This window comes from Endozoicomonas sp. G2_1 (genome assembly GCF_017744155.1).
Taxonomy (GTDB): Bacteria; Pseudomonadota; Gammaproteobacteria; order Enterobacterales; family Alteromonadaceae; genus JAGHQT01.
In genome coordinates, this window is record NZ_JAGHQT010000016.1 from 1 (window position 1) to 23,544 (window position 23,544).

At 41.9% G+C, this 23,544-nt stretch carries 22 protein-coding genes; 8 read left to right on the forward strand and 14 right to left on the reverse strand.

From position 1 onward, the window contains the following. Positions 1–91: integrase core domain-containing protein (locus tag J7384_RS15085; protein ID WP_209114217.1), on the forward strand; the 91-nt coding region annotated here is incomplete at its 5' end. Positions 92–162: 71 nt separating this feature from the next. On the opposite strand, the gene J7384_RS15090 is transcribed toward J7384_RS15085, so the two are convergent. The 6 genes from J7384_RS15090 to tkt all read right to left on the reverse strand — a co-directional run bounded on the left by J7384_RS15090 (position 163) and on the right by tkt (position 7,921). Then, positions 163–939: a DUF481 domain-containing protein gene (locus J7384_RS15090; protein ID WP_209115344.1), complete on the reverse strand. Its 777-nt coding sequence runs from the start codon at positions 937–939 to the stop codon at positions 163–165. A gap of 229 nt (positions 940–1,168) precedes the next feature. Further along, entirely contained in the window at positions 1,169–2,233 is a 1,065-nt protein-coding gene (gene fba / locus J7384_RS15095; protein WP_209115346.1) for a class II fructose-bisphosphate aldolase, read from the reverse strand. Between the two features lie 200 nt (positions 2,234–2,433). Next, positions 2,434–3,330 carry a fructose bisphosphate aldolase gene (locus tag J7384_RS15100; RefSeq protein ID WP_209115348.1) on the reverse strand — a complete coding sequence of 299 codons (897 nt, stop codon included), beginning with the start codon at positions 3,328–3,330 and terminating at the stop codon, positions 2,434–2,436. A 267-nt stretch (positions 3,331–3,597) separates the two neighbouring features. Continuing rightward, on the reverse strand, positions 3,598–4,776 hold the full coding sequence (locus J7384_RS15105) for a phosphoglycerate kinase (RefSeq protein ID WP_209115350.1): 1,179 nt from the start codon (positions 4,774–4,776) through the stop codon (positions 3,598–3,600). Between the two features lie 41 nt (positions 4,777–4,817). Beyond that, positions 4,818–5,843 carry an erythrose-4-phosphate dehydrogenase gene (gene epd, locus J7384_RS15110; RefSeq protein WP_209115352.1) on the reverse strand — a complete coding sequence of 342 codons (1,026 nt, stop codon included), beginning with the start codon at positions 5,841–5,843 and terminating at the stop codon, positions 4,818–4,820. An 86-nt stretch (positions 5,844–5,929) separates the two neighbouring features. After that, positions 5,930–7,921: a transketolase gene (tkt, locus tag J7384_RS15115; protein ID WP_209115353.1), complete on the reverse strand. Its 1,992-nt coding sequence runs from the start codon at positions 7,919–7,921 to the stop codon at positions 5,930–5,932. Between the two features lie 291 nt (positions 7,922–8,212). On the opposite strand from tkt, the gene J7384_RS15120 reads away from it, so the two are divergent. Both J7384_RS15120 and J7384_RS15125 read left to right on the forward strand, forming a co-directional pair. After that, the gene (locus J7384_RS15120) at positions 8,213–10,594 is read left to right on the forward strand and encodes a CHASE domain-containing protein (RefSeq protein ID WP_209115354.1); all 2,382 of its coding nucleotides are present in this window, start codon (positions 8,213–8,215) and stop codon (positions 10,592–10,594) included. 4 nt (positions 10,595–10,598) lie between these two features. Then, a complete protein-coding gene (locus J7384_RS15125) occupies positions 10,599–11,522 on the forward strand; it encodes a glyoxylate/hydroxypyruvate reductase A (RefSeq protein WP_209115355.1) in 924 nt (307 codons plus the stop codon). 383 nt (positions 11,523–11,905) lie between these two features. Here the strand turns inward: J7384_RS15125 and J7384_RS15130 are convergent, their stop codons facing one another. Further along, entirely contained in the window at positions 11,906–12,565 is a 660-nt protein-coding gene (locus tag J7384_RS15130; RefSeq protein WP_209115356.1) for a peroxiredoxin-like family protein, read from the reverse strand. Positions 12,566–12,710: 145 nt separating this feature from the next. Between J7384_RS15130 and J7384_RS15135 the strand changes: the two genes are divergently transcribed. Next, positions 12,711–13,280: a TetR/AcrR family transcriptional regulator gene (locus J7384_RS15135; protein ID WP_209115357.1), complete on the forward strand. Its 570-nt coding sequence runs from the start codon at positions 12,711–12,713 to the stop codon at positions 13,278–13,280. Between the two features lie 84 nt (positions 13,281–13,364). On the opposite strand, the gene bfr (J7384_RS15140) is transcribed toward J7384_RS15135, so the two are convergent. The 3 genes from bfr (J7384_RS15140) to J7384_RS15150 all read right to left on the reverse strand — a co-directional run bounded on the left by bfr (J7384_RS15140) (position 13,365) and on the right by J7384_RS15150 (position 14,885). Beyond that, the gene (gene bfr, locus J7384_RS15140) at positions 13,365–13,832 is read right to left on the reverse strand and encodes a bacterioferritin (RefSeq protein WP_209115359.1); all 468 of its coding nucleotides are present in this window, start codon (positions 13,830–13,832) and stop codon (positions 13,365–13,367) included. A gap of 14 nt (positions 13,833–13,846) precedes the next feature. Beyond that, positions 13,847–14,311 carry a bacterioferritin gene (gene bfr / locus J7384_RS15145; protein ID WP_209115360.1) on the reverse strand — a complete coding sequence of 155 codons (465 nt, stop codon included), beginning with the start codon at positions 14,309–14,311 and terminating at the stop codon, positions 13,847–13,849. A gap of 379 nt (positions 14,312–14,690) precedes the next feature. Then, positions 14,691–14,885: a bacterioferritin-associated ferredoxin gene (locus J7384_RS15150; RefSeq protein ID WP_209115362.1), complete on the reverse strand. Its 195-nt coding sequence runs from the start codon at positions 14,883–14,885 to the stop codon at positions 14,691–14,693. A 340-nt stretch (positions 14,886–15,225) separates the two neighbouring features. Between J7384_RS15150 and J7384_RS15155 the strand changes: the two genes are divergently transcribed. The 4 genes from J7384_RS15155 (at position 15,226) to J7384_RS15170 (ending at position 19,969) form a co-directional block, all read left to right on the forward strand. Further along, positions 15,226–16,152: a histone deacetylase gene (locus tag J7384_RS15155; protein ID WP_348523881.1), complete on the forward strand. Its 927-nt coding sequence runs from the start codon at positions 15,226–15,228 to the stop codon at positions 16,150–16,152. A 54-nt stretch (positions 16,153–16,206) separates the two neighbouring features. Beyond that, positions 16,207–16,929: a phosphoglycolate phosphatase gene (locus J7384_RS15160; RefSeq protein ID WP_209115364.1), complete on the forward strand. Its 723-nt coding sequence runs from the start codon at positions 16,207–16,209 to the stop codon at positions 16,927–16,929. Between the two features lie 75 nt (positions 16,930–17,004). After that, positions 17,005–17,361, forward strand: coding sequence for a DUF2750 domain-containing protein (locus J7384_RS15165; protein WP_209115366.1), 357 nt, complete (start codon positions 17,005–17,007; stop codon positions 17,359–17,361). Between the two features lie 367 nt (positions 17,362–17,728). Continuing rightward, positions 17,729–19,969 carry an acyl-CoA dehydrogenase gene (locus J7384_RS15170; RefSeq protein ID WP_209115368.1) on the forward strand — a complete coding sequence of 747 codons (2,241 nt, stop codon included), beginning with the start codon at positions 17,729–17,731 and terminating at the stop codon, positions 19,967–19,969. 114 nt (positions 19,970–20,083) lie between these two features. Here the strand turns inward: J7384_RS15170 and J7384_RS15175 are convergent, their stop codons facing one another. Genes J7384_RS15175 through J7384_RS15190 form a run of 4 tightly spaced genes read right to left on the reverse strand, consistent with a single transcriptional unit; the run spans position 20,084 to position 23,207 of the window. Continuing rightward, positions 20,084–20,617: a glycine zipper 2TM domain-containing protein gene (locus tag J7384_RS15175; RefSeq protein ID WP_209115370.1), complete on the reverse strand. Its 534-nt coding sequence runs from the start codon at positions 20,615–20,617 to the stop codon at positions 20,084–20,086. 26 nt (positions 20,618–20,643) lie between these two features. Further along, positions 20,644–21,246 carry a penicillin-binding protein activator LpoB gene (lpoB, locus tag J7384_RS15180; RefSeq protein WP_209115372.1) on the reverse strand — a complete coding sequence of 201 codons (603 nt, stop codon included), beginning with the start codon at positions 21,244–21,246 and terminating at the stop codon, positions 20,644–20,646. A gap of 21 nt (positions 21,247–21,267) precedes the next feature. Continuing rightward, on the reverse strand, positions 21,268–21,726 hold the full coding sequence (locus tag J7384_RS15185) for a YcfL family protein (RefSeq protein WP_209115373.1): 459 nt from the start codon (positions 21,724–21,726) through the stop codon (positions 21,268–21,270). Between the two features lie 47 nt (positions 21,727–21,773). After that, positions 21,774–23,207, reverse strand: a complete 1,434-nt coding sequence (locus tag J7384_RS15190; protein WP_209115374.1) for a hypothetical protein — start codon at positions 23,205–23,207, stop codon at positions 21,774–21,776. Between the last annotated feature and the right edge of the window lie 337 nt (positions 23,208–23,544).

The window sequence follows — 23,544 nt, forward strand, 5'->3', positions numbered from 1 at the left end:
GGTCGAGGAATCAGTTGTTATCTATAATCAACGAAGGCCACACATGGCCTTAAAATACAAAACGCCCGATGAAGTACATCGAGCGTTTTAGCGTAAATAGTGTCAACCTATACTAGGACAACACACAGCCACTTTTGATGGCATTATTTATACGAATTGATATTAAAAGCTATAAACAATCGTCATACTGGTTTGGGTGTCAGTATTTTCTCGATCGGCTTCAACATCGGTATTGTGATCAACCGTGATGGCAAATTTCAATTGTAATGTTTCAATGAGCTTAGTAATAATTGAGGTTTCACTTTTGTAAATACTGTTTTCACCGCTTTTTGTCGCATACTTAGCACTTAATAACTGTCTAAACTCAACGTTTTCGTTGAGTTGATGTGTGAATAAGCCTTGCGCCTGAATAATTAATGAATTTCGGGTTTCTTCAGGGGTTGAGTCGGTAGCTGTTACTACGTCACTTTTGAAACCAGGACCGATATCTGCGTCAAATTTAGTCTTTTCCGTATCGATCCAACGTCGACCCCAACCCGCTGAAAGCGAAGTCTGATTTTCAAAGCCGTTGAAGCGGTCTTCTGTGTAATAAGCGTTACCATATAAGTAATTTTTACCACTTGCACTGAGGGTATAATTGGTTTTTGCGTCAATGCTCCAGCGTTGATCTGTGGTAGTAAGTTCCTCGTTACCGTTTTCGTCAGTTTCTTCCGTTTTTCTGACCAACATGTCAAATTTAGCACTACTGCGCCATTGCGCTTTTTCGTGACGAATCGCTACCCCAGTTTTGATATCGCCACTGGTCGTGTTACCGGTACGGTATAGAGCGCCAAATTCAGCAGAAGCAGTAAATGCTGGTTTTTCGTCCGTCTTAGCCTCTTCGCTTAATACTGAAAATGGGACCAGTGTTAAGGTGGCTAGGGCGAGTTTATTTTTCATTATTATCCTCTAAGTTTCGGTGAACTGACATTGGTAACTACTGAATTCAATGCCCTTTAAGTTTTGTAAGAATTAGTATTAGGGCTATTATTTCAAGCGGCTCGAATTATAAACACAAAATGGTTCAATGACTAATCAATAACTATTAGTCGCGTTATTTTAGAGACAAAAAAACCGAAAAGCCGTTAGACTTTTCGGTTTTTGTATATAAAAGAGGGGTTAAACGCGTTTATTTAATCACTGCGTTTAGTTCGCCTTTTTGGTAGCGATCGAACATAGCGTCAAGCGAAATTGGCTTGATTTTGCTGGCATTACCTGCAGTATCAAAGGCTTCATAGCGCGCTTTACAAATGTCGTACATCGCTTGAGTTGATACAGCAAGATATTTGCGCGGATCAAACTCACTTGGGTTTTGAGCCAAGAAGCGACGAATCGCACCGGTTGACGCTAAGCGCAAGTCGGTATCAATGTTGACTTTACGAACACCGTTTTTAATACCTTCTTGAATTTGCTCAACTGGCACGCCGTAGGTTTCTGGGATTTCACCGCCGAATTCATTGATAATGGCTAACCAGTCTTGCGGTACAGAAGACGAACCGTGCATCACTAAGTGAGTGTTAGGAATGCGTTGGTGAATCGCTTTAATACGGTCGATAGATAAAATATCACCCGTTGGTGGACGAGTGAATTTGTAAGCACCGTGTGAAGTACCACAGGCAATTGCCAAAGCATCTACTTGTGTTTTAGCAACGAAGTCAGCAGCTTCTTCAGGATCAGTGAGCAATTGGTCGGCACTTAATACACCTTCTGCACCAACACCGTCTTCTTCGCCAGCCATACCGGTTTCAAGTGAACCTAAACAACCTAATTCACCTTCAACAGAAACACCACAAGCATGTGCCATTTCAACGGTGCGGCGGGTAACATCAACATTGTACTCGTAGCTCGATGGCGTTTTACCGTCGTCCATTAACGAACCATCCATCATCACTGATGAGAAGCCCAATTGAATCGAGCGCTGACAAACCGCTGGCGAAGTACCGTGGTCTTGGTGCATAACCACCGGAATTTCAGGGAACTCTTCAATAGCTGCTAAAATTAAGTGGCGTAAAAACGGTGCACCCGCATATTTTCTCGCACCTGCTGACGCTTGTAAAATAACTGGGCTATCGGTATCGCGAGCAGCAGTCATAATGGCACGTACTTGCTCTAGGTTGTTTACATTAAAGGCTGGAATACCATAGCCGAACTCGGCAGCATGATCTAACATTTGGCGCATAGAAATTAAGGCCATCTTAATTTTCTCCTCGGTAGCTGATTTGTTTAATCTTTCTTTGTTATTAGCGTTTCAGGTGCTTTTTTGTAACTTCTAATGAAAGTTTTCGTAGAGGCTACTAATTTGGCGTCAGAATTATAACAGAATCAAAAAAAACTGGCAGCTAAGTTTGAACTTGTGCTGCCAGTTTATTTTATGTAGGCTAAGTAAGAGCTTATTTAGCTAATTGAGGCTTGATAAATACTTTCGATAGTTTGATCTAGCATATCAGTAAAGGCTTGATCTGATTGCTGAGCAGATAAACCCTCGGTGAGTGCTCTTGAAAAACTAGCAATCATGCCTTTGTTATTTGCCACTTTTTGATTGGCTTGTTCGCGGCTGTAACCACCTGACAAGGCGACAACTTTGATCACGTTATCGTGCTCAACTAAGTCGAGGTAAAAGTCGTCTTGTTCAGGTAAAGTAAGCTTTAACATCACTTTTTGGTCTGCATTTAGCTGGTTTAACTGTTCAATAATAGCTGTTTTTAATAATTGCTCGGCTTCGGCTTTATCACTAATATTAATATCAACTTCTGGCTCAACAATTGGTACTAGTCCTTTTGCTAGAATTTGCTTGGCAATATCAAATTGCTGAGCAACAGCTTTCGTTATCCCTTCATTATTAGCAGCTTTAATCACCGAACGCATTTTGGTACCAAATACACCTGCGCTTACTGCTTTATCAAGTAACTGGTCAAGCTCAGGCATCGGTTTCATCAGTTGCACTTGGTTTTCTTCGTTAGCTAAGCCCTTGTCGACTTTTAAAAATGGCACAACTTGTTTTTCTTGCCATAAGTATTGGGCCGAACTTTTGCCGTCAATGGTGCGATCTAGTGTATTTTCAAACAAAATAGCGCCTAAAATACGCTCACCAGTAAAGGCTTCGTTAGTGATGATACGCGAACGCATTTTGTGCACGAGATCAAACATTTCTTGCTCTGAACTGTATTGATCTTGTTCAACACCATAAAGGCCAAGTGCTTTAGGGGTACTGCCACCACTTTGGTCGAGGGCAGCAATAAAGCCGTTTTGTTCTGTTACCTTATTTAGCATTTCTGTGATAGTTGAACTCATTGATTATCCTTGAAAAATAAATATTAATTAAATATAAAGTTCGGCAAAGACTTAGCTGGTCTCTGATAAAAAATTACGTTGCTTTGTCATAAAATAAAACTAAATTTTGTTGCTTCGCATAACTAGTAAAAAAACTGATTTAGTCGATAAAAACTTTTAGTTATATTTACGGAATTCTATCAGAAACGAACTTGTTGCCTAGCCACCAATGAATAAATTTTAATGCAATTAGTTTAATGCGAGAGCATTTAGCTAATTGTGGCGAAACTAATCGTTGGCTCTTTGTTCAAGAATTTCTACCGCTGGTAGTTTTTTGCCTTCTAAAAACTCAAGGAAGGCGCCACCGCCAGTCGAGATATAAGACACTTTGTCTGCAATGCCGTACTTATCTACTGCTGCTAAGGTATCACCACCACCTGCGATCGAAAATGCTGAACTTTCAGCAATGGCGTTGGCAATAGTTTCTGTGCCTTGACCGAATTGATCAAATTCAAAAACGCCAACTGGGCCGTTCCAAACAATAGTGCCGGCGCTTTTTAAAATCTCGGCAAGAGCATCAGCTGAATCTGGACCAATATCAAAAATCATATCGTCAGCGCTAACGTCAGCAACAGGCTTTAAGGTAGCAGCGGCTTGCTCAGAAAATTCAGTGCCAACTACAACATCTGTTGGAATTGGAATATCACCCTTGTTTGCTTTGGCTTGTTCTATCAAGCGATTAGCTTCAGCAACTAAGTCTGCTTCAAATAGTGATTTGCCAACGCTGTGACCTTGCGCGGCAATAAAGGTATTGGCAATACCACCGCCAACGACAAGTTGATCAACCACAGTTGAAAGTGATTCAAGTACCGTTAACTTGGTTGAAACCTTTGAACCGCCAACAATTGCGACCAGTGGGCGAGCAGGATTGTCTAACGCTTTTGATAGCGCATCTAACTCGCCAGCTAGCAATGGACCAGCACAAGCAACTGGGGCGAACTTAGCAACGCCGTGAGTACTGGCTTGAGCACGGTGAGCGGTACCGAAAGCGTCCATCACGTAAATATCGCACAGTGCAGCGAGTTTTTGCGATAACTGGTCATCGTTTTTCTTCTCACCAACATTAAAGCGAATGTTTTCAAAAACCACTAGTTCGCCTGCTTGTACTTCAACGCCATCGAGGTAGTCTTTAACCAAACGAACGGGTGTGTTAAGAGCTGCCGCCAAGTAATCAACAACAGGCTGTAGCGAAAATTCATCGTTGTATTCACCTTCAGTTGGACGGCCAAGGTGTGACATCACCATCACTTTGGCACCCGCTTCTAAGGCAATTTTTAAGGTTGGCAGTGCCGCTTTTAAACGAGCGTCAGAAGTAATCTCACCGTTTTTCACTGGCACATTCAGATCTTCGCGAATCAATACACGTTGGTCTTTAAGTGCTAGGTCAGTCATCTTTTTAATGGTCATAGCAAATTCCTAATCAGTAAACTAAATCGTTAATATTTCTGTTATTGCGCGTCGATGTCGCCAAGTATTTCAGCGGTATCGAGTAATCTGTTGGCAAATCCCCACTCGTTGTCACACCACACTAGCATTTTAACTAAGCGTTTGTGACTGACTCTGGTTTGATTGCCGTCGACAATACAAGAGTGCGGATCGTGGTTAAAGTCTATCGAAACCAGTGGCTCTTCGGTGTAGCCTAAAATGCCGGTGAGGGGACTGTCGGCGCCTTGTACCGTTTTAATTGCACGGTTTACCTGTTCAATGTCGACATCTGAGTTAAGCGTTAAGCTCAAATCCATTGCCGTGACATTAATGGTCGGGACTCGAACGGCAATAGCTTCAAAACGGCCAGAAAACTTGGGTAGTATTCGTTCAATACCTGCGGCTAATTTTGTGTCAACTGGGATTATTGACTGGCTAGCGGCACGGGTACGGCGCAAATCCGGGTGATAAGCATCGATGACTTGTTGATCATGCATCGATGAATGAATCGTGGTAATGGTGCCGCTTTCAACACCAAAGGCGTCGTCAATCACTTTGATCACAGGGACAATACAGTTGGTCGTGCATGAGCCATTGGAAATAACTTTGTCGGCAGCAGTTAAGCTCTGATGGTTGATACCGTAAATGATGGTCGCATCTAAATCTTGGCTGCCGGGGTGCGAAAACAAGACTTTTTTAGCGCCTTGTGCCAAGTGCTTTTCGCCGTCAGCTTTACTACCAAATTTACCCGTACAATCAATAACAAGGTCAACTTGATGTTTTTGCCAAGGTAAATCTTCGATAGAGTCGTGATGATAAAGGGCGATGTCATCACCAGCAATATTGAGGTTGCCCGGTTGGTGGTTGACCGCAAAGGAGAAACGACCATGAGTGGTGTCGTATTTTAATAAGTGGGCGATGCCCTCAGAAGAGGCCAATTCATTGATGGCAACTAAACGCAGGTCTGCTTGACGGCCATTTTCGTATAGGGCCCTCACTAAGCTTCGACCGATACGACCAAAACCGTTGATCGCAACATTAATAGGCATATCTGAAACTAGATTCCTTTTAAGTTATTTAAAATGTACTTGTGATAAAAAAGAAGCGCCTGCAGGCGCTTCATAAGTCTCAACAGTTACAAGCTATTTACCGTGTTAACAACGTTGTCAACCGTGAAGCCGAAGTGCTCCATAAGCTTGCCACCTGGTGCTGATTCGCCAAATGTTGTCATGCCAACAACACTGCCAGCAAAGCCAACGTACTTGTACCAGAAATCGGTATGAGCAGCTTCTATTGCAACGCGTTTGGTGACACTACTTGGTAATACTGACTCTTTGTAGTCAGTGTCTTGGGCGTCAAAAATATTGGTTGATGGCATTGATACCACGCGAACTTGTTTACCTTGTTCAGCCAAAGCATCCGCCGCAGCTAAAGCAAGTGATACTTCAGAGCCGGTCGCAATTAAAATCACTTCTGGTGTTTGTTCGCTATCGCGCAAGACATAACCACCTTTGGCAATGTCAGCAACTTGTTGGCTGTCGCGAGCAAGAGCTGGTAAACCTTGGCGACTAAATACTAATGATGTTGGTGCTTGTTGACGTTCAACGGCATTTTTCCATGCAACCGCTGATTCAGTTGCATCGGCTGGACGCCATGTCACTAAGTTAGGCGTAGTACGCAAGTTGGTTAACTGCTCAATCGGTTGGTGAGTTGGACCGTCTTCACCTTGACCAATTGAGTCGTGGGTGTAAACAAAAATGTTTTGAATACCCATCAACGCTGACATGCGCACTGCATTACGAGCGTATTCCATAAACATTAGGAAAGTTGCGCCGTAGTTGATAAAGCCGCCGTGCAAAGAGACACCGTTCATAATGCCACTCATACCAAATTCGCGAACACCGTAGAAAACGTAGTTACCCGCGGCGTCTTCTTGAATGCCTTTAGAACCAGACCAAAGGGTAAGGTTGGAACCAGCCAAATCAGCTGAGCCGCCTAGTAGCTCAGGTAATAATTTACCAAATGCTTCAATGGTGTTTTGTGATGCTTTACGCGACGCGATGTTTTCGCCTTTGGCCTGACACTCTTCTACGTAAGCTTGTGCTTTTTCAGAGAAATCGGCCGGTAATTCACCTTTAATGACTCGGCGTTCGTATTCAGCTGCAAGTTCAGGGTGCGCTGCTTGGTAAGCAGCAAATTTGTCTTGCCAGCTTTGTTGAGCGTTTTGACCTTTAGCCTTTTGATCCCACTCTTGGTATACATCTTCAGGTACTTCAAAAGGTGCATGTGGCCAGTTTAAGAACTCGCGAGCTGCGGCAATTTCGTCATCACCTAGTGGCGCGCCGTGACAATCGTGGCTGCCAGACTTGTTTGGCGAACCGTAACCGATAACGGTTTTACAACAAATCATGGTTGGTTTGTCTGTTACTGATTGTGCCTCGGCAATAGCTACGCTGATGGCGGCTGAGTCGTGACCGTCAACATCGGCAATCACATGCCAGCCGTATGAAGCAAAGCGAGCAGGAGTATCGTCGCTAAACCAACCTTCAACTTCACCATCGATAGAAATGCCATTGTCATCCCAAAACGCGATTAACTTGCCTAAGCCAAGTGTGCCAGCAAGTGAACAGGCTTCGTGAGAAATACCTTCCATTAAACAGCCGTCACCTAAGAAACAGTAAGTGAAATGATCAACGATATCGTGACCTTCGCGGTTAAATTGCGCGGCTAAGGTTTTTTCGGCAATCGCCATACCGACAGCATTTGAAATACCAGCACCTAGTGGACCTGTTGTTGTTTCAACACCAGGTGTGTAGCCGTATTCTGGGTGACCAGGGGTTTTTGAATGAAGCTGACGGAAGTTGGCAAGCTCCGACATTGGTAAGTCGTAACCAGTAAGGTGCAACAGTGAGTAAATTAACATAGAGCCGTGACCGTTTGACAAAATAAAGCGGTCGCGGTCAACCCAGTTAGGATCGGTTGGGTTGTGTTTTAGGAAGTCACGCCAAAGAACTTCTGCGATATCTGCCATCCCTAATGGCGCACCTGGGTGTCCTGATTTTGCTTTTTGGACAGCGTCCATACTTAAAACTCTGATAGCGTTGGCCAGATCTCGACGCGATGGCATAGTAACTCCTGAACAATATTCAAATATAAGATCAATTCGGGCAGCTATTCTCGCCTAGAGCTAAAGCAGGTGCAAATAATATTACTATTTTTGTGGTATTTTTTTGCTATGGATTAGTACAAACTGATTTGTCCTGTTTCCATCGGCTCGCTGGCCTTATCTATCAATTGATTTTATTGACCTTGTAGTCAACTATTTTAAAGAGGTTTTGTTCCTGAAAAAATTCAGCTATCATGTTTGATATCAATAACCTAGGTTGATAGATTAAGGATTAATCGAGTAAGGATAACTATGTTAGCAGCCGTTAAGAAACAACTTTTTCCAACCTTATTAATATTTGCCTTTGCGTGTTCTGCGCATCATCTTATTATCCCGTTTTCGCTAACTAATTTTATTGGCCCGATGGCGGCAATTGCGAGTGTCTTAGCTTTGACCATAGGTCACCGTATTTTCGCCGCGATAATCATGTCGGGGATACTTTTCCACAGTTATTTAACTGTGCTTGGCAATGAATCCTTTGGCTTTTCAATTGCTATTTTCTTGATGTTAGTATTTAGTTTGCAGGCCTATATAACCAAGTTGTTATGCGCTAAAGATTTTAACGAAAACAAGCTGCTAAAACACCGCAACACCTTAATTTGGTTTATGGTCAAGTTAGGGCCACTGACAAATTTGATGGCAGCACTAAGTGCTGTGCTAGTTGCTATCATCGAGAACCAGCAATTTTCATCATCGCTTTTTTATGTCTTCGCCAGTGTTTGGTCATTTGCGACCTTAACCAGTGTTTTTATGGTGCCGATTTTTATCTTTCAACGCACCAATACAACAACTGATGTCGGGCGTAGTAAAAAGAACTTTGTCGTTTTTGCCTCGGTCATCGGTTTTGTTGGCATTAGTTTATTACTGAATTTGTCGCAGCGAGATGATCAAGCTCAACGTGCATACGCGTTTGAGCAGGACACCAAAAAGGTTGAGTTAATTCTCAATGAGGAAATTGATTTTATTCGCGAGCAAATTCGTGCACTGACAGCACTTTTTTACAGCAGTGAATACGTCTCGCTTGAAGAGTTTACCCAATTTTCAAGTTATATTTTTAAGCAAAATTCCAGTATTCGAGCGCTTGAATGGCTGCCTATTATTAAACATGAACACCAGCAGGCATTTGAGCAACAGGCTAGCGACGTGCTTAATTTTAATTACAAAGTCAGAACGGGCGTTGCCACTAATGGTTATGAAAACAAGATAATTCCTGGTGTTTATGCTCCGGTTTATTTTATTTTCCCAAGCTTTCAAAACAATCAAGCCTATGGCGTTGATATCAACAACTTTGAACAAGAAATGTCGGCACATATGAAAGCTGTTGAGCACAATGATTTAGTCGCAAGTCGCCCGATTACCTTGGTTCAAGATGACTACTCAAACCCCGGTGTTTTGGTGTATTTTCCGCTTTATAATCTCGACCGAATGAATCCATATGGGGGTATTAATGTTGGCGAGCGTCAAGGACTTTCAGGTTATATTTTGGCCGTTGTTCAGTTTAAGGCGTTTTTTAATCAAGTTGTCCAGCAGCAAGGGCTGAGTAACATACAGTTGCAGGTATCAGATGTTAGTGAGGCGGAGCCTTTCACCTTATTTGGTCAAACAATTGTCAGTGCTAATCGGCTTGACACTGTGACTGAATTAGACTTCTTCTATCGCCAATGGCAGCTCAAGTTTGCTGAATTAGACCCATGGTTTTTTCAAAACAAAAGTTGGAAAGTGTGGACGTTATTAATTGGCAGTACTGTCGGTGGCGTGTTATTCCAATTACTATTATTGCTTGGCGCATCGTCGTCAACTGAGTTGAGTCACCAAGTTTCATTGAAAACAAAAGAGTTATTGTTGGCCCGAGAGCAGGCTGATCAAGCCAGTGATGCTAAAAGTGATATTTTAGTCGCGCTGGAACACGAACTCCAACAACCACTGAATAAACTCAATCAGCAGTTGCCGTTGTTAAATCCGAGTAAGAGAACCGATGGCTCAAACGCTATTTATCAAAACATATTGCAAGCCAATGAAAACTTACAGCAAACCTATCAAACCCTGAATCAGCTGGCTGACATTGAATCTGGACGCACTCAGCTTGAGGATAAGCTTTTTGATTTCCACGCATTTTTAAAGCGTATTGAAACTAATTTGAACGTTAAACATTGCAATCAACACAGTAATATTAAGTTTGTTCAGCACAAAAACGTGCCGGTATACATCACCGCAGATGAATTACACTTGCAGCAGTTATTAATTGGTTTGTTAACCGCGTGTATTCAAGATTTTAATTCATATAAATTGAAAGTGTCAGTCAAAGCACACTTGTACCAGTCTGAACAAGCAAGCTTGTTTTTTATGATTACCGAGTTTGATGACTATGCATATCGCGTGGGTGACAATAGAGAATCAAATGACGATGTCGACACTGAAAAGGACGCCTCAGAAGATTTTGTCAGTACCAATATGCTAATGGTTGAGCAGCTCAAAAGTTTATTCGACGGTGAAATAAAGTACTCACCGTTAAGTTCTGGTAGTACTATGGTCAGCCTGACCTTACGGGTTGGCTTATCGAGTATTGAAAAGCAACTGATAATGGATGATCTCGATTTTCAAATAGAACAAGAGCAGCAAGTAAAAAATAGTTAAACTTATGTCATTAGCCATCATTATCGCTGATCGAGATCCCAGTGATATCCACCAGCAATTGGCCCGTTGTATACCTGATATTGATTGTCAGATTTGGCCCAACATTACTCAACCTGAACGCGTCGAATTCGCGGTAGCCTGGCAAGCGCCAATCGGGCTCTGGCATCAATATCTTCGGCTTAAAGTGATTCAATCATTTGGTGCTGGTGTTGAAAACCTGATCACTGATGGCAGTATTGGTGACAATGTCGCAATTAGTCGTGTTGTTGATCAAGACTTAGCTCAAGAAATGGCGTCTTATGTATTGTCGTCAGTGCTAATGCTTAAGTGCCGTTTTATTGAGTTTTATCAGCAACAACAGCAGCAGAAATGGTCAGGCTTACCCCGTCATTCGGGCAATAAAGTGACAATACTTGGTCTCGGTCAACTTGGGGCAGCGGTTGCCAAATGTTTGATGATAAATGGTTTTGACGTTACCGGCTGGAGCCGCACTGAGAAAAGTCAAACGTTTTGTCGGCATTTTTCGGGTGTTCAACAGTTACCTCAAGCGTTGGCTGATTGTGACTACCTGATTAACCTGTTGCCGAGCACGCCTGAAACAGAAAAATTAGTGAATCAAGCGTTGTTGTCACAGCTTAAACCTAGTGCTTGTTTTGTTAATGCGGGGCGAGGAGCAACGGTTGATGAACAAGCACTTTATCAGGCGTTGTTAAACAAACAGCTTAGTTTCGCGGTGCTTGATGTTTTTACCCAAGAGCCTCTACCTGAACAAAACCCACTTTGGCAGTTAAAAAATGTCGTTGTAACACCACACATTGCCGCAGTAACCAATCCCAAGACAGTAATTGAGCAAATCGTTGAAAACTATCAGCGTTTTAAAAAGCAACAGCCGCTTTTGAACCGAGTTGAGCGCGAAAGAGGTTATTAACTTTACATGCTTTAATGGCTAATTTGCCTGAAAATCAATTATTAACATAAATAGATAAATAGCCTATTGAAATTCAGGTACTTATCAGATAAATTTGTTGCCGAATTACATAATTATAACAACTTTGCTAAATCAAGGCGCTGGCATGAATAAATCACCATCAAGGGGATTTAAATTGACAACGGTAATATTTGCAGTATTTATATTAGCGGTGTCTGCTATATTGAGTAATTCAACTATAGCGAGTGACATGGATGTAGCAACTGAACAAAGTAACTAGACTGAGTCAAAAATATTGGCTGGGTTTTAGTAAAGATTAAAAACCGCTGATGTTAACGCATCAGCGGTTTTTTGTTATTTTGCGTTTGATATTAACTGTGCTTTTACAACGCTCTTAATGCTTCAAGTACTTCTTTAGGTTCTTGGCGCAATGTGTAGTCTGCATCGACAAAACTACTCGCCACCGTGCCGTCTTGCGCGATAACAAAAGTAGCAGCAAGTGGTAAATCAAATTGACCGCAGCCGTTGTGTTGCTCTAAATCAATCCCGAAATTTTGATAAATAGGTTTCAACTCTTCAGGTAAGGTAAATACCAAACCAAGCTCGCGAGCGTAATCAGCATTAACGTCTGACAATACGGTAAAGGCTAACTCATTTTTTTCAGATGTCGACAGCGACGCGTCTGGTAATTCCGGTGTTATGGCGACCAATGAGCCACCAGCGGCCTTAATTTCAGGCAAAATCTCTTGATAACCTTTTAGTTCGAGGTTGCAGTACGGGCACCAGCCACCTCGATAAAAAGTGATAACAAGCGGTCCATTTGCTAGCAAAGCTTGAAGTGTTACTACTTTGCCATTTTGATCTGATAGCTCAAAAGTTTTTAGCTTATCGCCAGTTTTAGGGGCGTTTTCAACCAGTGCTGATTTGGTCACCTCTTCAGTTGCGTTGGCCATAATTGCTTGAATATCTGCGGGTACGTTAGTTAAAAATGAATTTCTAAATTCGGTCAGTTTTTCACTTAGAGACTGTTCACTCATAGACATAGTTATTTCCAAAATAAATCATTCAAAGTGAGTCTATTAAATCAGCACTTGAATGGTCATTCAAGTTTGTTTGATGGATAAAATTGTTATAAATAAGCTTAATTGGTTACAATAAAGATGACAGATAGTGGTGAAAGGCGTATTAATGACAAGAGTAAAGTTTGATCGCGAGCAGGTCTTAGAAAGATCAACGGAGCTGTTTTGGCAGCAGGGCTTTCATGCCAGCTCAATGCAACAAGTATTTGAGGTAACAGGTCTGAAACCTGGTAGTGTTTACTTGGCGTTTGGCAATAAAGCTGAGCTTTTTAAGCAGTCGTTGAGCAGTTATGCCGAGAAAACTATTAACATGATAGAGCAATCTCTTAGTGCTACTGATAAACCATTAGAAGGTATCTGTAATATTTTACAAGGTATGGTGGATGAATCGGGAGATTGCCATTATCGCTGTTGCTTCTTGATAAAAAGTCAACTTGAGTTAAGTGCCGGTGATGAAGAACTCAAAGCTTTTATTACCCAACAAACTAAACGCATTGAAGCGCTTTACGCGAGTTATATCGCTCAAGAATATCAACCAGATATTGCCCAGCAGTATGCCACTAGCTTAATGCTGCATATTTTTGGTTTGAGGGTGTATTCATATCAGCCTAACAGCCAGCAAACCATGTTGACTGGATTGCGGCAAGGTCTACCTTGGTTGCCTTGGCCAACGCAATAGTTCACTGACAACACTTTTCATTTTCAAGAAAAAAGCTGCTGATGTTTAACATCAGCAGCTTTTTTTGTAGTACAGAATCGACGGTTACATTTGCGACTGTAAATAGTTTTCTAAACCGATAGTTTTAATCAAACGCAGTTGTTGCTCTAACCAGTATGCGTGATCAGACTCAGTATCATTTAACAAAGTTTGTAACATGTCGCGAGATACGTAGTCTTGTTCTTTTTCACAAAGCGCCATTGCATCTTTTAATGCGGCGTCTACTGCATACTCAACACGCAAATCACTTGCGAGCATTTCAGGAACGTCTTTACCAATTTGTAAACCATCGCGATTTACCATATTGGGTGTGCCTTCTAAAAATAGAATGCGCTGGATTAACAAAGAAGCATGACCTTTCTCATCGTCAAACTCGTGGTCAATGCGCTCAAAAAGCTTGTTTAAACCCCAATCTTCATACATGCGCGAGTGAATAAAATACTGGTCCATCGCTGCTAGTTCAAATGCTAGTAAGCCGTTGAGGGCGTCAATAACGTTTTGTTTGCCTTGCATAATCTTGTCCTCGCTTAAAGTTGCGCTTGTAGGTACTTAGCTAAGCCCATGTTGTCTATTTGATACTGCTGGGTTTCTAACCAGTCGAGGTATTCTTCCTCGCCTTCTAAAATCTCAGTCAGCATATCTCGGCTTACGTAGTCTTGCTCTTGCTCACACAAAGCAACTGCAGCTTTTAGCTCATCAATTTGTTGCAACTGAAATTTGGTATCGCAGTTGAGCATTTCTTGAGTGTCTTCGCCAATGGCTAATGGACTCAACTGCTGCAAGTTAGGCAGACCTTCTAAAAACAAAATACGTTCGATAATTTTGTCCGCTTGCTTCATGTCTAAAATCGATTTTTTATAGCCCTTGTCATTCAGCTGGCTAAATCCCCAGTTTTTAAACATACGAGCGTGTAAAAAATAACGATTAATTGAGGTTAATTCGGTGGTTAACACCTTGTTTAGTGTACTAACAACAGAACCATTGCTTTTCATAATGTAAACCCAATGTGATTAAATTGAGTTCAAGTATAGTTATGGTTTATTACATTTCAATAAAAACCGTTTAAAAACAACTATTTAGCATTGATAATCATTATCAGTTAGATTGCTATATTTAAGATACTTTTTGTCATGAAAACCTAAACCTATAAAAATCAAAAGGTTAAGTATTTAATTGAAAATGTAGCTAAAACGGCAGAAGTAAGGGTAATGAAAATAACTTAGATTAGCACCAGAACTAATCGGTTAGCTGAGCGCTAAGGGAAGAGCAAAAGTTGTTGAGTTTGTTGTTAGGTGTCGTTTTTAAGGTCTGAGAATCTATTTTAAGTGCGTTGGCAGTTAGCTTAGGTTTGAGTTTAAGCTTAATTTTCTATTAGCTGACTTCTTTGAATAGGCTTTCGTCAACAATAGTGTTATCGATTATCGCTTGAGCTGCTTTTACACAGGTGCCACATTGGCTACCCAATGGCAGATGACCCTTTAGTTCACGAATAGAACCAACCCCTTGTTCAGTGACTAGGGCTTTAATGTCTTTATCAGTGATACCTTTGCAAATACAAACGAACATCTTTTACTTGATACTCTCGATAACTTGTTAACAATTTAATTGACGGGCATTAAATAACCCGAAGATTTAATCAGTAATATTGAGTTATTTAATCAAACTGCGATTGATAATAATTCTTATTTGTTGTCATATCAAGCCTGTGTTTTGCCCTTTTTTATAACTACTTGATAGTTATTGATCTTTTTTTAGACTTTTTTGCTGCTTATTGGATTGATTCTAGAGTGATCGAATTTCATTTCGGCCTGTTTAGCAGTGATGGAGTTTTGTTCGCTATGTTTAATTGCTATTATTTCTCGCGTTTTTATCACTGTTTGAACGAGCCCGTTTATCATTGGAGTTTGTGTTGTTACCTCTGGTTTATCACGAAAATTATTCTTGCCCATTTCCAGAAAATCATCGTTTTGTGATGTCGAAATTTGTTCGACTGCATGACTACCTCAAAGCAAAAGGCATGATTAAAGCCAACGTTTTTCGACCCAAACCAGCGACGATAGAAGATCTATCAATTGCCCACAGCAATGACTACCTCGCTCAGATGGTACGCAACCAACTCGACGAAAAAACGTGGCGTAGAGTAGGGCTGCCATGGAGCCAAGGGTTGATCGACCGAACCTTAACTGCCCCTAACGGCACGTTGCTAGCAGCAAAGCTGGCGCTTAAGTACGGTATTGCTAGTCATCTGGCGGGCGGTACTCATCACGCTCATTACGATTTTGGTTCTGGGTTTTGTATGGTCAATGATTTGGCTTATACCGCATTATCTCTATTGAATGAAAAACAGGTAGAGCGAGTATTGATATTTGACCTCGATGTTCATCAAGGCGATGGTACCGCTGCTATTTTGGCTAATGAAAAACGCGCTTTTACCTGCTCAATTCATTGCCAAAAGAACTTTCCATTTCGCAAATCACAAAGTGATCTCGATATCGGCTTAGTCAATGAGCTCGGTGACGACGATTACCTCAGTGTCGTCGAGCAAGCCTTAACTAAACTGATCGCCGAACAACAGCCTGATATTGTCTTGTATGATGCAGGTGTCGATGTTTGGCAAGAAGATGTTTTGGGGCGGCTTTCTATTAGTTGGCAAGGCATGAAAAGGCGTGATCACCTAGTGCTGACTACGTGTTTGGCGAATAAAATTCCGGTTGCGACTGTCATTGGCGGTGGCTATGACAAAGATCATCAACGCTTAGCACAGCGCCACGCCATTGTTGTTGAAACCGCTTTTAGTCTCTATCAAGAGCAACAACTGTCGCTCAACTGTTAATCTAATCACTCATTTTTATTGTCTTTTTTAAAGGTTAAAGGTTTTAAAGTTTTTATGTCGTTACTTTTTAGCACATCATCTCCCAGTAAGCTCATTGTGTTCGACCTTGATGGTACTCTGGTAGATTCAGTTCCTAGTTTGGCTATGGCTTTAAATCAGACTTTGCAGGCGTTAGATTTGCCACAAGTGTCTCTGACACAAGCAAGGCACTGGGTTGGCAATGGTATTGAGGTGTTGGTTGCGCGGGGTATCAGTCAGTCGGTGGATATTTGTCCTGATCTTAATCAAACCCAGCACCAGCAGGGCGTTAGTTTATTTAAGCAGTTTTATGGCGCGTCTGATCACAGCGCTGACACTCTTTACCCGAACGTTAAAACCACCTTAATTGAGTTAGTCGGGCAGGGGCATACACTGGCTGTGCTAACCAACAAAGCAGAGGTGTTTGTTAGGCCAATTCTCCAGCATTTTGATATTGAACAGTATTTTTCTGATGCTATTGGTGGTGATACTTTAGCTGAGAAAAAACCATCGCCGATTGGTTTGAACGTTTTAACCCAAAAACACGGTTATTCAATAGCTGATACTGTTATGGTTGGTGACTCTGAAAATGATATTTTTGCCGCGCGAGCAGCTGGCTGTTGTGCTATTGGGCTAACTTATGGCTACAACTATGACCGACCAATTGCCGACAGCAGCCCTGATTATGTCTGTTCAGATATACAAGCCTTGCTATCACTGCCATTAGCATCAGTTACTGAAAACTGTGTAAATAGCTAACAAACCAATTGATAAGCGCGATATAATAGCGCCAGACAATTTGTAAGTATTTAAACTATAACGAGCATTAACACTATGGCTGAAACATTACAGCAATTTATCGCTCAGGTGAAAACTAAGCAAACCTTATGGGCGCTACAAGACAGTGAAACTGAAGACTGGGTAGTACTCGACTCAGTTCATTTTGAAAACGCCGAAACCATGCCGTTGTGGTCGAGTGCTGAACTTGCTAAAGTGCATTGCACCGAGCAATGGCAAGACTATCAACCGGCTCAAATTAGTATTGCAGACTGGTTAGAATACTGGGTTGATGACTTAAAAGAAGACGATGTTGTCGTCGGCCTTAACTGGCAAGAAGGTGACAACGCTGAATGCTATGAACTTGAATTAGCCGAGTTTACCTTAGCACTTGCCGAAGTAGAGCAATTGTAAATACTTCGGTAGATGAAAACTGATAGTCAGTGTAAAGAGACGCGCTGACTACCTCAGTTTAAGCTTCAACTATTTTCTTAGCCATTCGCCATAACTTCTCTCACATATCTCCTAAAGTTACACATTAGCGCTCCTAATACAGTGAGTTTTGTCTAACTATACTGAATATAAATATGCCTGATAATTCATCAATAATCAGGAGTAAGGTCTTGTAAAGCCAACAATTAAGTTCAGTATTAGGTGGCAAAAAACAAATCCAATTGTAAGTTTTGTTCGTAAATATGTCGGTATTTTTTGATATTTTCACCGAATATCACTACAATCTAGCGCAATTAATCAACTGGTCGTATGAGCTGACGAGGAAATTATGAGTATTCGAACTAGCCTTAAAAAAGTCCTTCCACCTATTTCTATTACAGAGCAAGAAGCATTAGATGCGGGCGATGTATGGATTGAGTCTTCTATTTATCAAGGACAACCTGATATGAAAGCCCTTAGAGACTTACCACAAGGGCAATTATCAAGCGAAGAACAAGCATTTATTGACGGCCCTGTACAAGAATTACTGGCAATGGTCGATGAATTTGAATTGAACAACTCTATTCACATTCCTCAAGACATCATTGATTTTCTCGGCAAGAACCGTTTTTTCTCAATGATCATTCCAAAGAAATTCGGTGGTCTGGAATTTACGCCATATGCTAACTCGACAATTGTTGCCACTATCGCGACTAAGAGCTGTGCTATCGCAGTAACTGTTATGGTGCCTAATTCGTTAGGGCCAGGCGAGTTGTTAATGCACTACGGTACCGAAGAACAGCAAAATCAATGGCTTCCTCGGTTAGCTGTAGGTAAAGAAATCCCTTGTTTTGCCTTAACAAGCCCTGAAGCTGGCTCAGATGCTGGCTCAATCCCCGATACAGGTATTGTCACTAAAGGCATGTGGGAAGGCGAAGAAGTACTAGGTTTAAAACTTAACTGGGACAAGCGTTACATCACTCTGGCACCAATTGCCACAGTGCTAGGCCTTGCTTTTAAAGTCTTCGATCCAGACCAATTACTAGGTGACAAGTTAGAATTAGGTATTACCTGTGCATTATTACCTAAATCGCACCCAGGTGTTGAACTAGGCAATCGTCACGATCCAATGAGTCAGCGTTTTTACAATGGTACTACCCGTGGTAAAGACGTATTTATTCCAATGGACTTCATTATTGGCGGCCAGAAAAACATTGGTCGCGGTTGGCAGATGCTGGTTAGTTGTTTAGGTGCAGGTCGTGGTATTTCATTACCTGCGTTAGGAGTTGCAACCTCACAAGCAGCGTTTAAATCAACCGCTGAATACTCATTTGTTCGCGAACAGTTTGGTGCGCCAATTGGTCGTTTTGAAGGTATTCAAGAAAAGCTTGCCGATATTGCTGGTAAAACCTTTGTTCAAGAAGCGATGCGCGTATTAACAACAGAAGGTCTAAACCTTGGTGTTAAACCTTCAGTAGTTACTGCAATTGCCAAGTACCACATGACTGAATTAGGTCGAGATATTCTTAACTCGGCGATGGACGTACAAGCGGGTAAAGCCATTCAGCGCGGGCCACAAAATACGTTGGCCAGTGCTTATGCATCACAACCTATCGGTATTACCGTTGAAGGGGCAAATATTCTTACCCGCAACTTGATGATTTTTGGTCAAGGTGCAATGCGTTGTCACCCGTACTTAAAAGACATGGTTGATCTCATTCACAGTGAAGAAGCTGGCGCCGATGCTAAGTTCAACAAAGTATTGCGCAAAACCGTCGGCTTTAGCGTTAACAATGCCTTTAGAAGTTTGGGTAATGCTTACTTGCCATTTATTCGTAAGGCGGACTCTAGCTTAGCTGAAGTTAAAAAATACGAACAACGCTTAAATGCATTAGCGGCAAAATTAGCTCCTATGGCTGATTTATCGCTACTTGTACTGGGCGGAAATCTTAAAAAGGCTGAGTTATTGTCGGCGCGTTTAGGTGATGTTATTAGCTATTGTTATGCCGCTATGGCGGTTATTCGCTACTACGAGCAAAGGGTCGAAAGCCGAGCTGAAGCTCGTCCTTACTTTGAATACGCAATTCAATGGTGTTTACAGCAAGGTGAGCAAGCGTTAGTCGCGTTTGTTAAGAACTTCCCGCATGCGCCAACACGTGTATTAATGCGAGTGCTAACTAATACTTACTCTGGTTCAGTTGCCGGTATTTCAGATGATCTAGTGCGTGAGTTATCTGAAGCAAGTATGCAACAAACCAGTATCAAACGTCAGTTAACCAACTTAATTAAAGTACAAGCTGGCGACGGCAACGATATTAATCAGCAGGCTTTTGAAGCTAAACACGCGGTATTGCCAATTTTGAAGAAAATTCAAAAAGCACTGCGCGCTAATCCGGTTGTTCCTGCACCTTCATTTGAATATGTTGTTGGTCAGTTGCAAGCGCGCAACGAACTGAGTGATGATGAAGTGGCTAAAGTGCTCGATTACAACACCAAGCGCAAAGTTGCCGTGCGTGTTGATGAGTTCGATTTTGACATGAACTTAATTGATGAAAACGCAGTTGAGCAACAAAAAGTAGACGCTGCTTAACAGGGTTACTCATCCAATAAACAACACGGTAAACAAGACTAAAAAGGGCTAGTGAAAACTAGCCCTTTTACTTTATATTCAATGATTCATGCACAAAAGCAATGCTGCAAAGTTCTACAATTGTTTGTCGACCCGGACAAAACCGCCTTGCAAATAAATGATGCGTACAGGGTCACCATTTTGAAATAGCATTTTGCTATCTAAGTCTTGTACCACTATAAAGTCTTCACCTTCGTCTGTGGTAATTAACAACTCAACGAGGTGATAGCTTTGCTCGTAGTATTTAGGGTTGCGCTCGTTGGCAGTAGCTCCGCCAATTAATGCCCCTAAAATAGTCGCGATATCTTGGCCACTGCCACCGCCAAATTGATGACCAATGCCGGCGCCAATGAGTGCGCCGCCGAATACTTTCCATCCTTGGTTGCGATCTTCAATCAGTTCAGTTTCAGTGATCTGCCTGACTGATGTAACTTGACCAAACAAAACCTTTTCAACGGGCACTGCTTTGTTACGTTGATACGGGTTGGCGTGGCTTAAGCCACTGTAAAACAACAGTGCTGACAAGCTGCAAACAACTGCTAGCAGCAACCATGTTTTATAAAGTGTCTGTAAAGGCTTGGTATTTTGCTCTTGTTTTAGTAAGCGCATATTAACCTCCTCAATCTCCTTGGTTTTTACCAACCAATAGATTGCTTAGTACGAGTTTTGCGAATTTCGGTTTCGTCAGCCCATTCAATAATACCGCTTTCTAAATCCATTAAACGCATGGTGAACTTGTAGTAAACGTCTGACTTGTCTTGGTTAGACTTAACAATGCTTGATAGGTTGCCGTAAAGCATGTATTGAGCGCCCACTTGGCGACCAAACTGTACCGCTTTAGTTGGGTCGACTAAGCCACCTTCGTTTTGAAAGTTAAGCTGTTCACGAACCGCGTTAACACGCGTCATATCAACAAAGCGAAATTTACCCGAGCGCAACACTTTAGTTGAGATAGAGTCAGTAATAGATTCTGTATCTATGTGTTCGCTAGTTTTGTTTTTAATGCGCTCAACAAAGACTACAGGGTGATTATTTTGGGTTAAGTTGCCAATAACCGGTGACACCAACAGTGAATCAGTCATTTGATTGGCAATTTTCTGCAAATCCGTTGAACCAAAGTTAATGTCGGTTGTTTCTACCGCTTGTGCGTCGCCGTACTGAACAACTGAGCGTTGAGCACAACCTGAGGTAATAGCCGCAGCAAGCAGCGCGCTGGTAAGTAAGGTAATTTTTTTCATGGTAAATCCTTAAAATTTGTTCTAATCGAATTTGTAAGCTTTTGCCGGAATTTCTCTGACATAAATATTAAAGGTTTGCGCGTCTGCTGTTGGCGCTACCCCGTGTAATTTGATTGACTGATGGCCGTGTAAAACAACCGGCTGCCAGTTGCTCTTTTCAGGCTCAATCACAAAGCCTTGGGCGTCAAACCAGTTGAATTGATATTGTAACTTCAGCGACTTTTTGTATTGGCTGCTCAATTCAACATTGACCTCGAGAAAGCCTTGGCTTTTGCGATTGAGTACATCACTAATCGCCAATTTGTCGCTTAAATCAGCGTTGTCCACTTTTAAATAAGGCTGTAATTGTTCTTTCGGGGGCAGTGATTCAGCACCAATGCCAGACGTTACCGGCGGCGTGCTGTTACAGCCAGTTAAAGCCAAGGCGAGCAGGGCGCTGCTGGCGAGTAATAGAGATTTATTTCGTGTGTTGGTTCGCATCTTGGCTTCCTCTTATTTATCTTGATAACAATAATTAGCGGTGCGCATTACAGTGTTACCGTGTTAATACCAGTATAGTTAGCCAAAGAGGTTAAACTTACTAGCGTGGTGTGGCCGGCCTGAATGTTGACATCGAGCACCGAGCTGCCATTTGCGTGCTCTAGTGTGACCTGATGTTGGCCTGCGGTTAATGGCAGTTTGGCCACTTGAATATTGTTGGGCAGCGACAACCAACTACGGGTGTCTGCTTTTTCGGTAGCAACGTTATAAAGCGTTGCCAAAATATTACCGACGTCGCCAGCTTCTTGTTGTAGTTCATGGCGCAATTTTTCTTTTGCCAATACCCGTGCAACTTGTCTCGTCAGAATGCTTGGCAGTTGGTCGTAAAGTGTTTTGGCTGCCAATGATTGTACGCGCACTAGTTCTTGCCCCTTAATTTCTTGTGCATTTGACGTATGCACGTATAAAGGTGCTGGTTCGCGATAATCATCTCGATAAACGGGCAAGGCAAAACTGAAAAAGCGAACATCGTCTCTGCGAGTAAATACCGGTAAATTAAGTGCTAGTGGCTCTTTTTCATTGGCGAGATCTTGCTCGTACAGCACAACTAAATAGCCTGATGTTTTCGACGATGATTTAATTTTCTGATTATTTACCTGACCAAACTCTTGCTCAAAGCGAGCTAAGTCATCGCGCATACCCAGCTTTTTTGCGAGGCGCAGTAAGTCTTGTTGAATAACCTGGTTGTTGGGGTAAATTTCTAATGCGCGCTTGTAGTCAATGTATGCGTCATTAGGCTCGTTTGCCGCTTCGTAGAGCAACCCTGAAAGATAAAACGTGTAGGCGTTTTGAAAACCATTTTTAAGATTACCTATCATGGCATCCATTGAGGGGTATTGGCTAAACAGCTCATTTTGACCAATACCTGATTGACCGAGTTTGCTGTTTGCATCAAGTAACGCTTGTTCGTGCTTGGCAAGGGCTTGTTCTTGTACCAAATTTGCACGGCGCACCTCAACGAGTGCAGATTCTAACTGACCTAAGTGCAGGTAATTGAGCGCCTGATAGCTGTGCAGCATACTTTGCTCGTATGCTGGCACCTTGTATTTTATTGCACTGTCGTTGCTGACTACAGCACCTGCATTTTGTAATCCGCGGCTTATTTGCACCTTGGCGCGTTCTGCTTCGCGCGCGACTTGTTGATAAGCAAGGGTAAATATTTGCTCGCTCTTTTGGTAATTTTCAGCCAGAAAGTTCAATCGGCCTTGTTCAAGTAAAGATAGTGCGTAATTGTTGTGGCCAATGTATGGTTGGGGTAGGGCAGCTAATGCCGCTGGAAAATCACCAACGCGCTGCGCTTGGCGGCTTGCCGACATTTGCTCGGTATAACTGGCAAATAAATCTTGAAAGCGAATAGTGCTACAACTTGCTATTAGTAAGCAAAAAGTGACAACGGCGCTAGTTTTAAATAACTTGATCATAAATGACAGTAACACTCTATCGGCAACAACTTCTATCGAGTATCGGTTTTATTTAGCTACTTTTATATAACTATGTCTGTTTAGTACTTCTGTTTTGCAACAAATATTAAGTAGCGCTCTCTCAGTAATTCAGGACTAGTAACAAAGAGAGTGACAACTCTGGATTACATATTATCAATGTGAATCTGAATATTAGCTGAACACAATAAACTAATAATTAACGGTTTTCAGCGAGCGTGTAGTAAGACCGAAACACGGTGTATAAGTTTAAAGAGTGATCGAGGTTTAACAATCTTTATTTCGTTAAAAATTGTTATGGTTTTGTACCCTAAAAAGG

Excerpts from the sequence above, each read along its gene's own strand:
- J7384_RS15090 (WP_209115344.1), bottom strand. The coding sequence starts at position 939 with ATGAAAAATAAACTCGCCCTAGCCACCTTAACACTGGTCCCATTTTCA.
- J7384_RS15105 (WP_209115350.1), bottom strand. The coding sequence starts at position 4,776 with ATGACCATTAAAAAGATGACTGACCTAGCACTTAAAGACCAACGTGTA.
- J7384_RS15125 (WP_209115355.1), top strand. The coding sequence starts at position 10,599 with ATGTCATTAGCCATCATTATCGCTGATCGAGATCCCAGTGATATCCAC.
- J7384_RS15175 (WP_209115370.1), bottom strand. The coding sequence starts at position 20,617 with ATGCGCTTACTAAAACAAGAGCAAAATACCAAGCCTTTACAGACACTT.
- bfr (WP_209115359.1), bottom strand. The coding sequence starts at position 13,832 with ATGCAAGGCAAACAAAACGTTATTGACGCCCTCAACGGCTTACTAGCA.
- J7384_RS15160 (WP_209115364.1), top strand. The coding sequence starts at position 16,207 with ATGTCGTTACTTTTTAGCACATCATCTCCCAGTAAGCTCATTGTGTTC.
- J7384_RS15120 (WP_209115354.1), top strand. The coding sequence starts at position 8,213 with ATGTTAGCAGCCGTTAAGAAACAACTTTTTCCAACCTTATTAATATTT.
- lpoB (WP_209115372.1), bottom strand. The coding sequence starts at position 21,246 with ATGAAAAAAATTACCTTACTTACCAGCGCGCTGCTTGCTGCGGCTATT.
- epd (WP_209115352.1), bottom strand. The coding sequence starts at position 5,843 with ATGCCTATTAATGTTGCGATCAACGGTTTTGGTCGTATCGGTCGAAGC.
- J7384_RS15135 (WP_209115357.1), top strand. The coding sequence starts at position 12,711 with ATGACAAGAGTAAAGTTTGATCGCGAGCAGGTCTTAGAAAGATCAACG.
- bfr (WP_209115360.1), bottom strand. The coding sequence starts at position 14,311 with ATGAAAAGCAATGGTTCTGTTGTTAGTACACTAAACAAGGTGTTAACC.
- tkt (WP_209115353.1), bottom strand. The coding sequence starts at position 7,921 with ATGCCATCGCGTCGAGATCTGGCCAACGCTATCAGAGTTTTAAGTATG.
- J7384_RS15190 (WP_209115374.1), bottom strand. The coding sequence starts at position 23,207 with ATGATCAAGTTATTTAAAACTAGCGCCGTTGTCACTTTTTGCTTACTA.
- J7384_RS15100 (WP_209115348.1), bottom strand. The coding sequence starts at position 3,330 with ATGAGTTCAACTATCACAGAAATGCTAAATAAGGTAACAGAACAAAAC.
- J7384_RS15150 (WP_209115362.1), bottom strand. The coding sequence starts at position 14,885 with ATGTTCGTTTGTATTTGCAAAGGTATCACTGATAAAGACATTAAAGCC.
- J7384_RS15130 (WP_209115356.1), bottom strand. The coding sequence starts at position 12,565 with ATGTCTATGAGTGAACAGTCTCTAAGTGAAAAACTGACCGAATTTAGA.
- J7384_RS15165 (WP_209115366.1), top strand. The coding sequence starts at position 17,005 with ATGGCTGAAACATTACAGCAATTTATCGCTCAGGTGAAAACTAAGCAA.
- J7384_RS15170 (WP_209115368.1), top strand. The coding sequence starts at position 17,729 with ATGAGTATTCGAACTAGCCTTAAAAAAGTCCTTCCACCTATTTCTATT.
- fba (WP_209115346.1), bottom strand. The coding sequence starts at position 2,233 with ATGGCCTTAATTTCTATGCGCCAAATGTTAGATCATGCTGCCGAGTTC.
- J7384_RS15185 (WP_209115373.1), bottom strand. The coding sequence starts at position 21,726 with ATGCGAACCAACACACGAAATAAATCTCTATTACTCGCCAGCAGCGCC.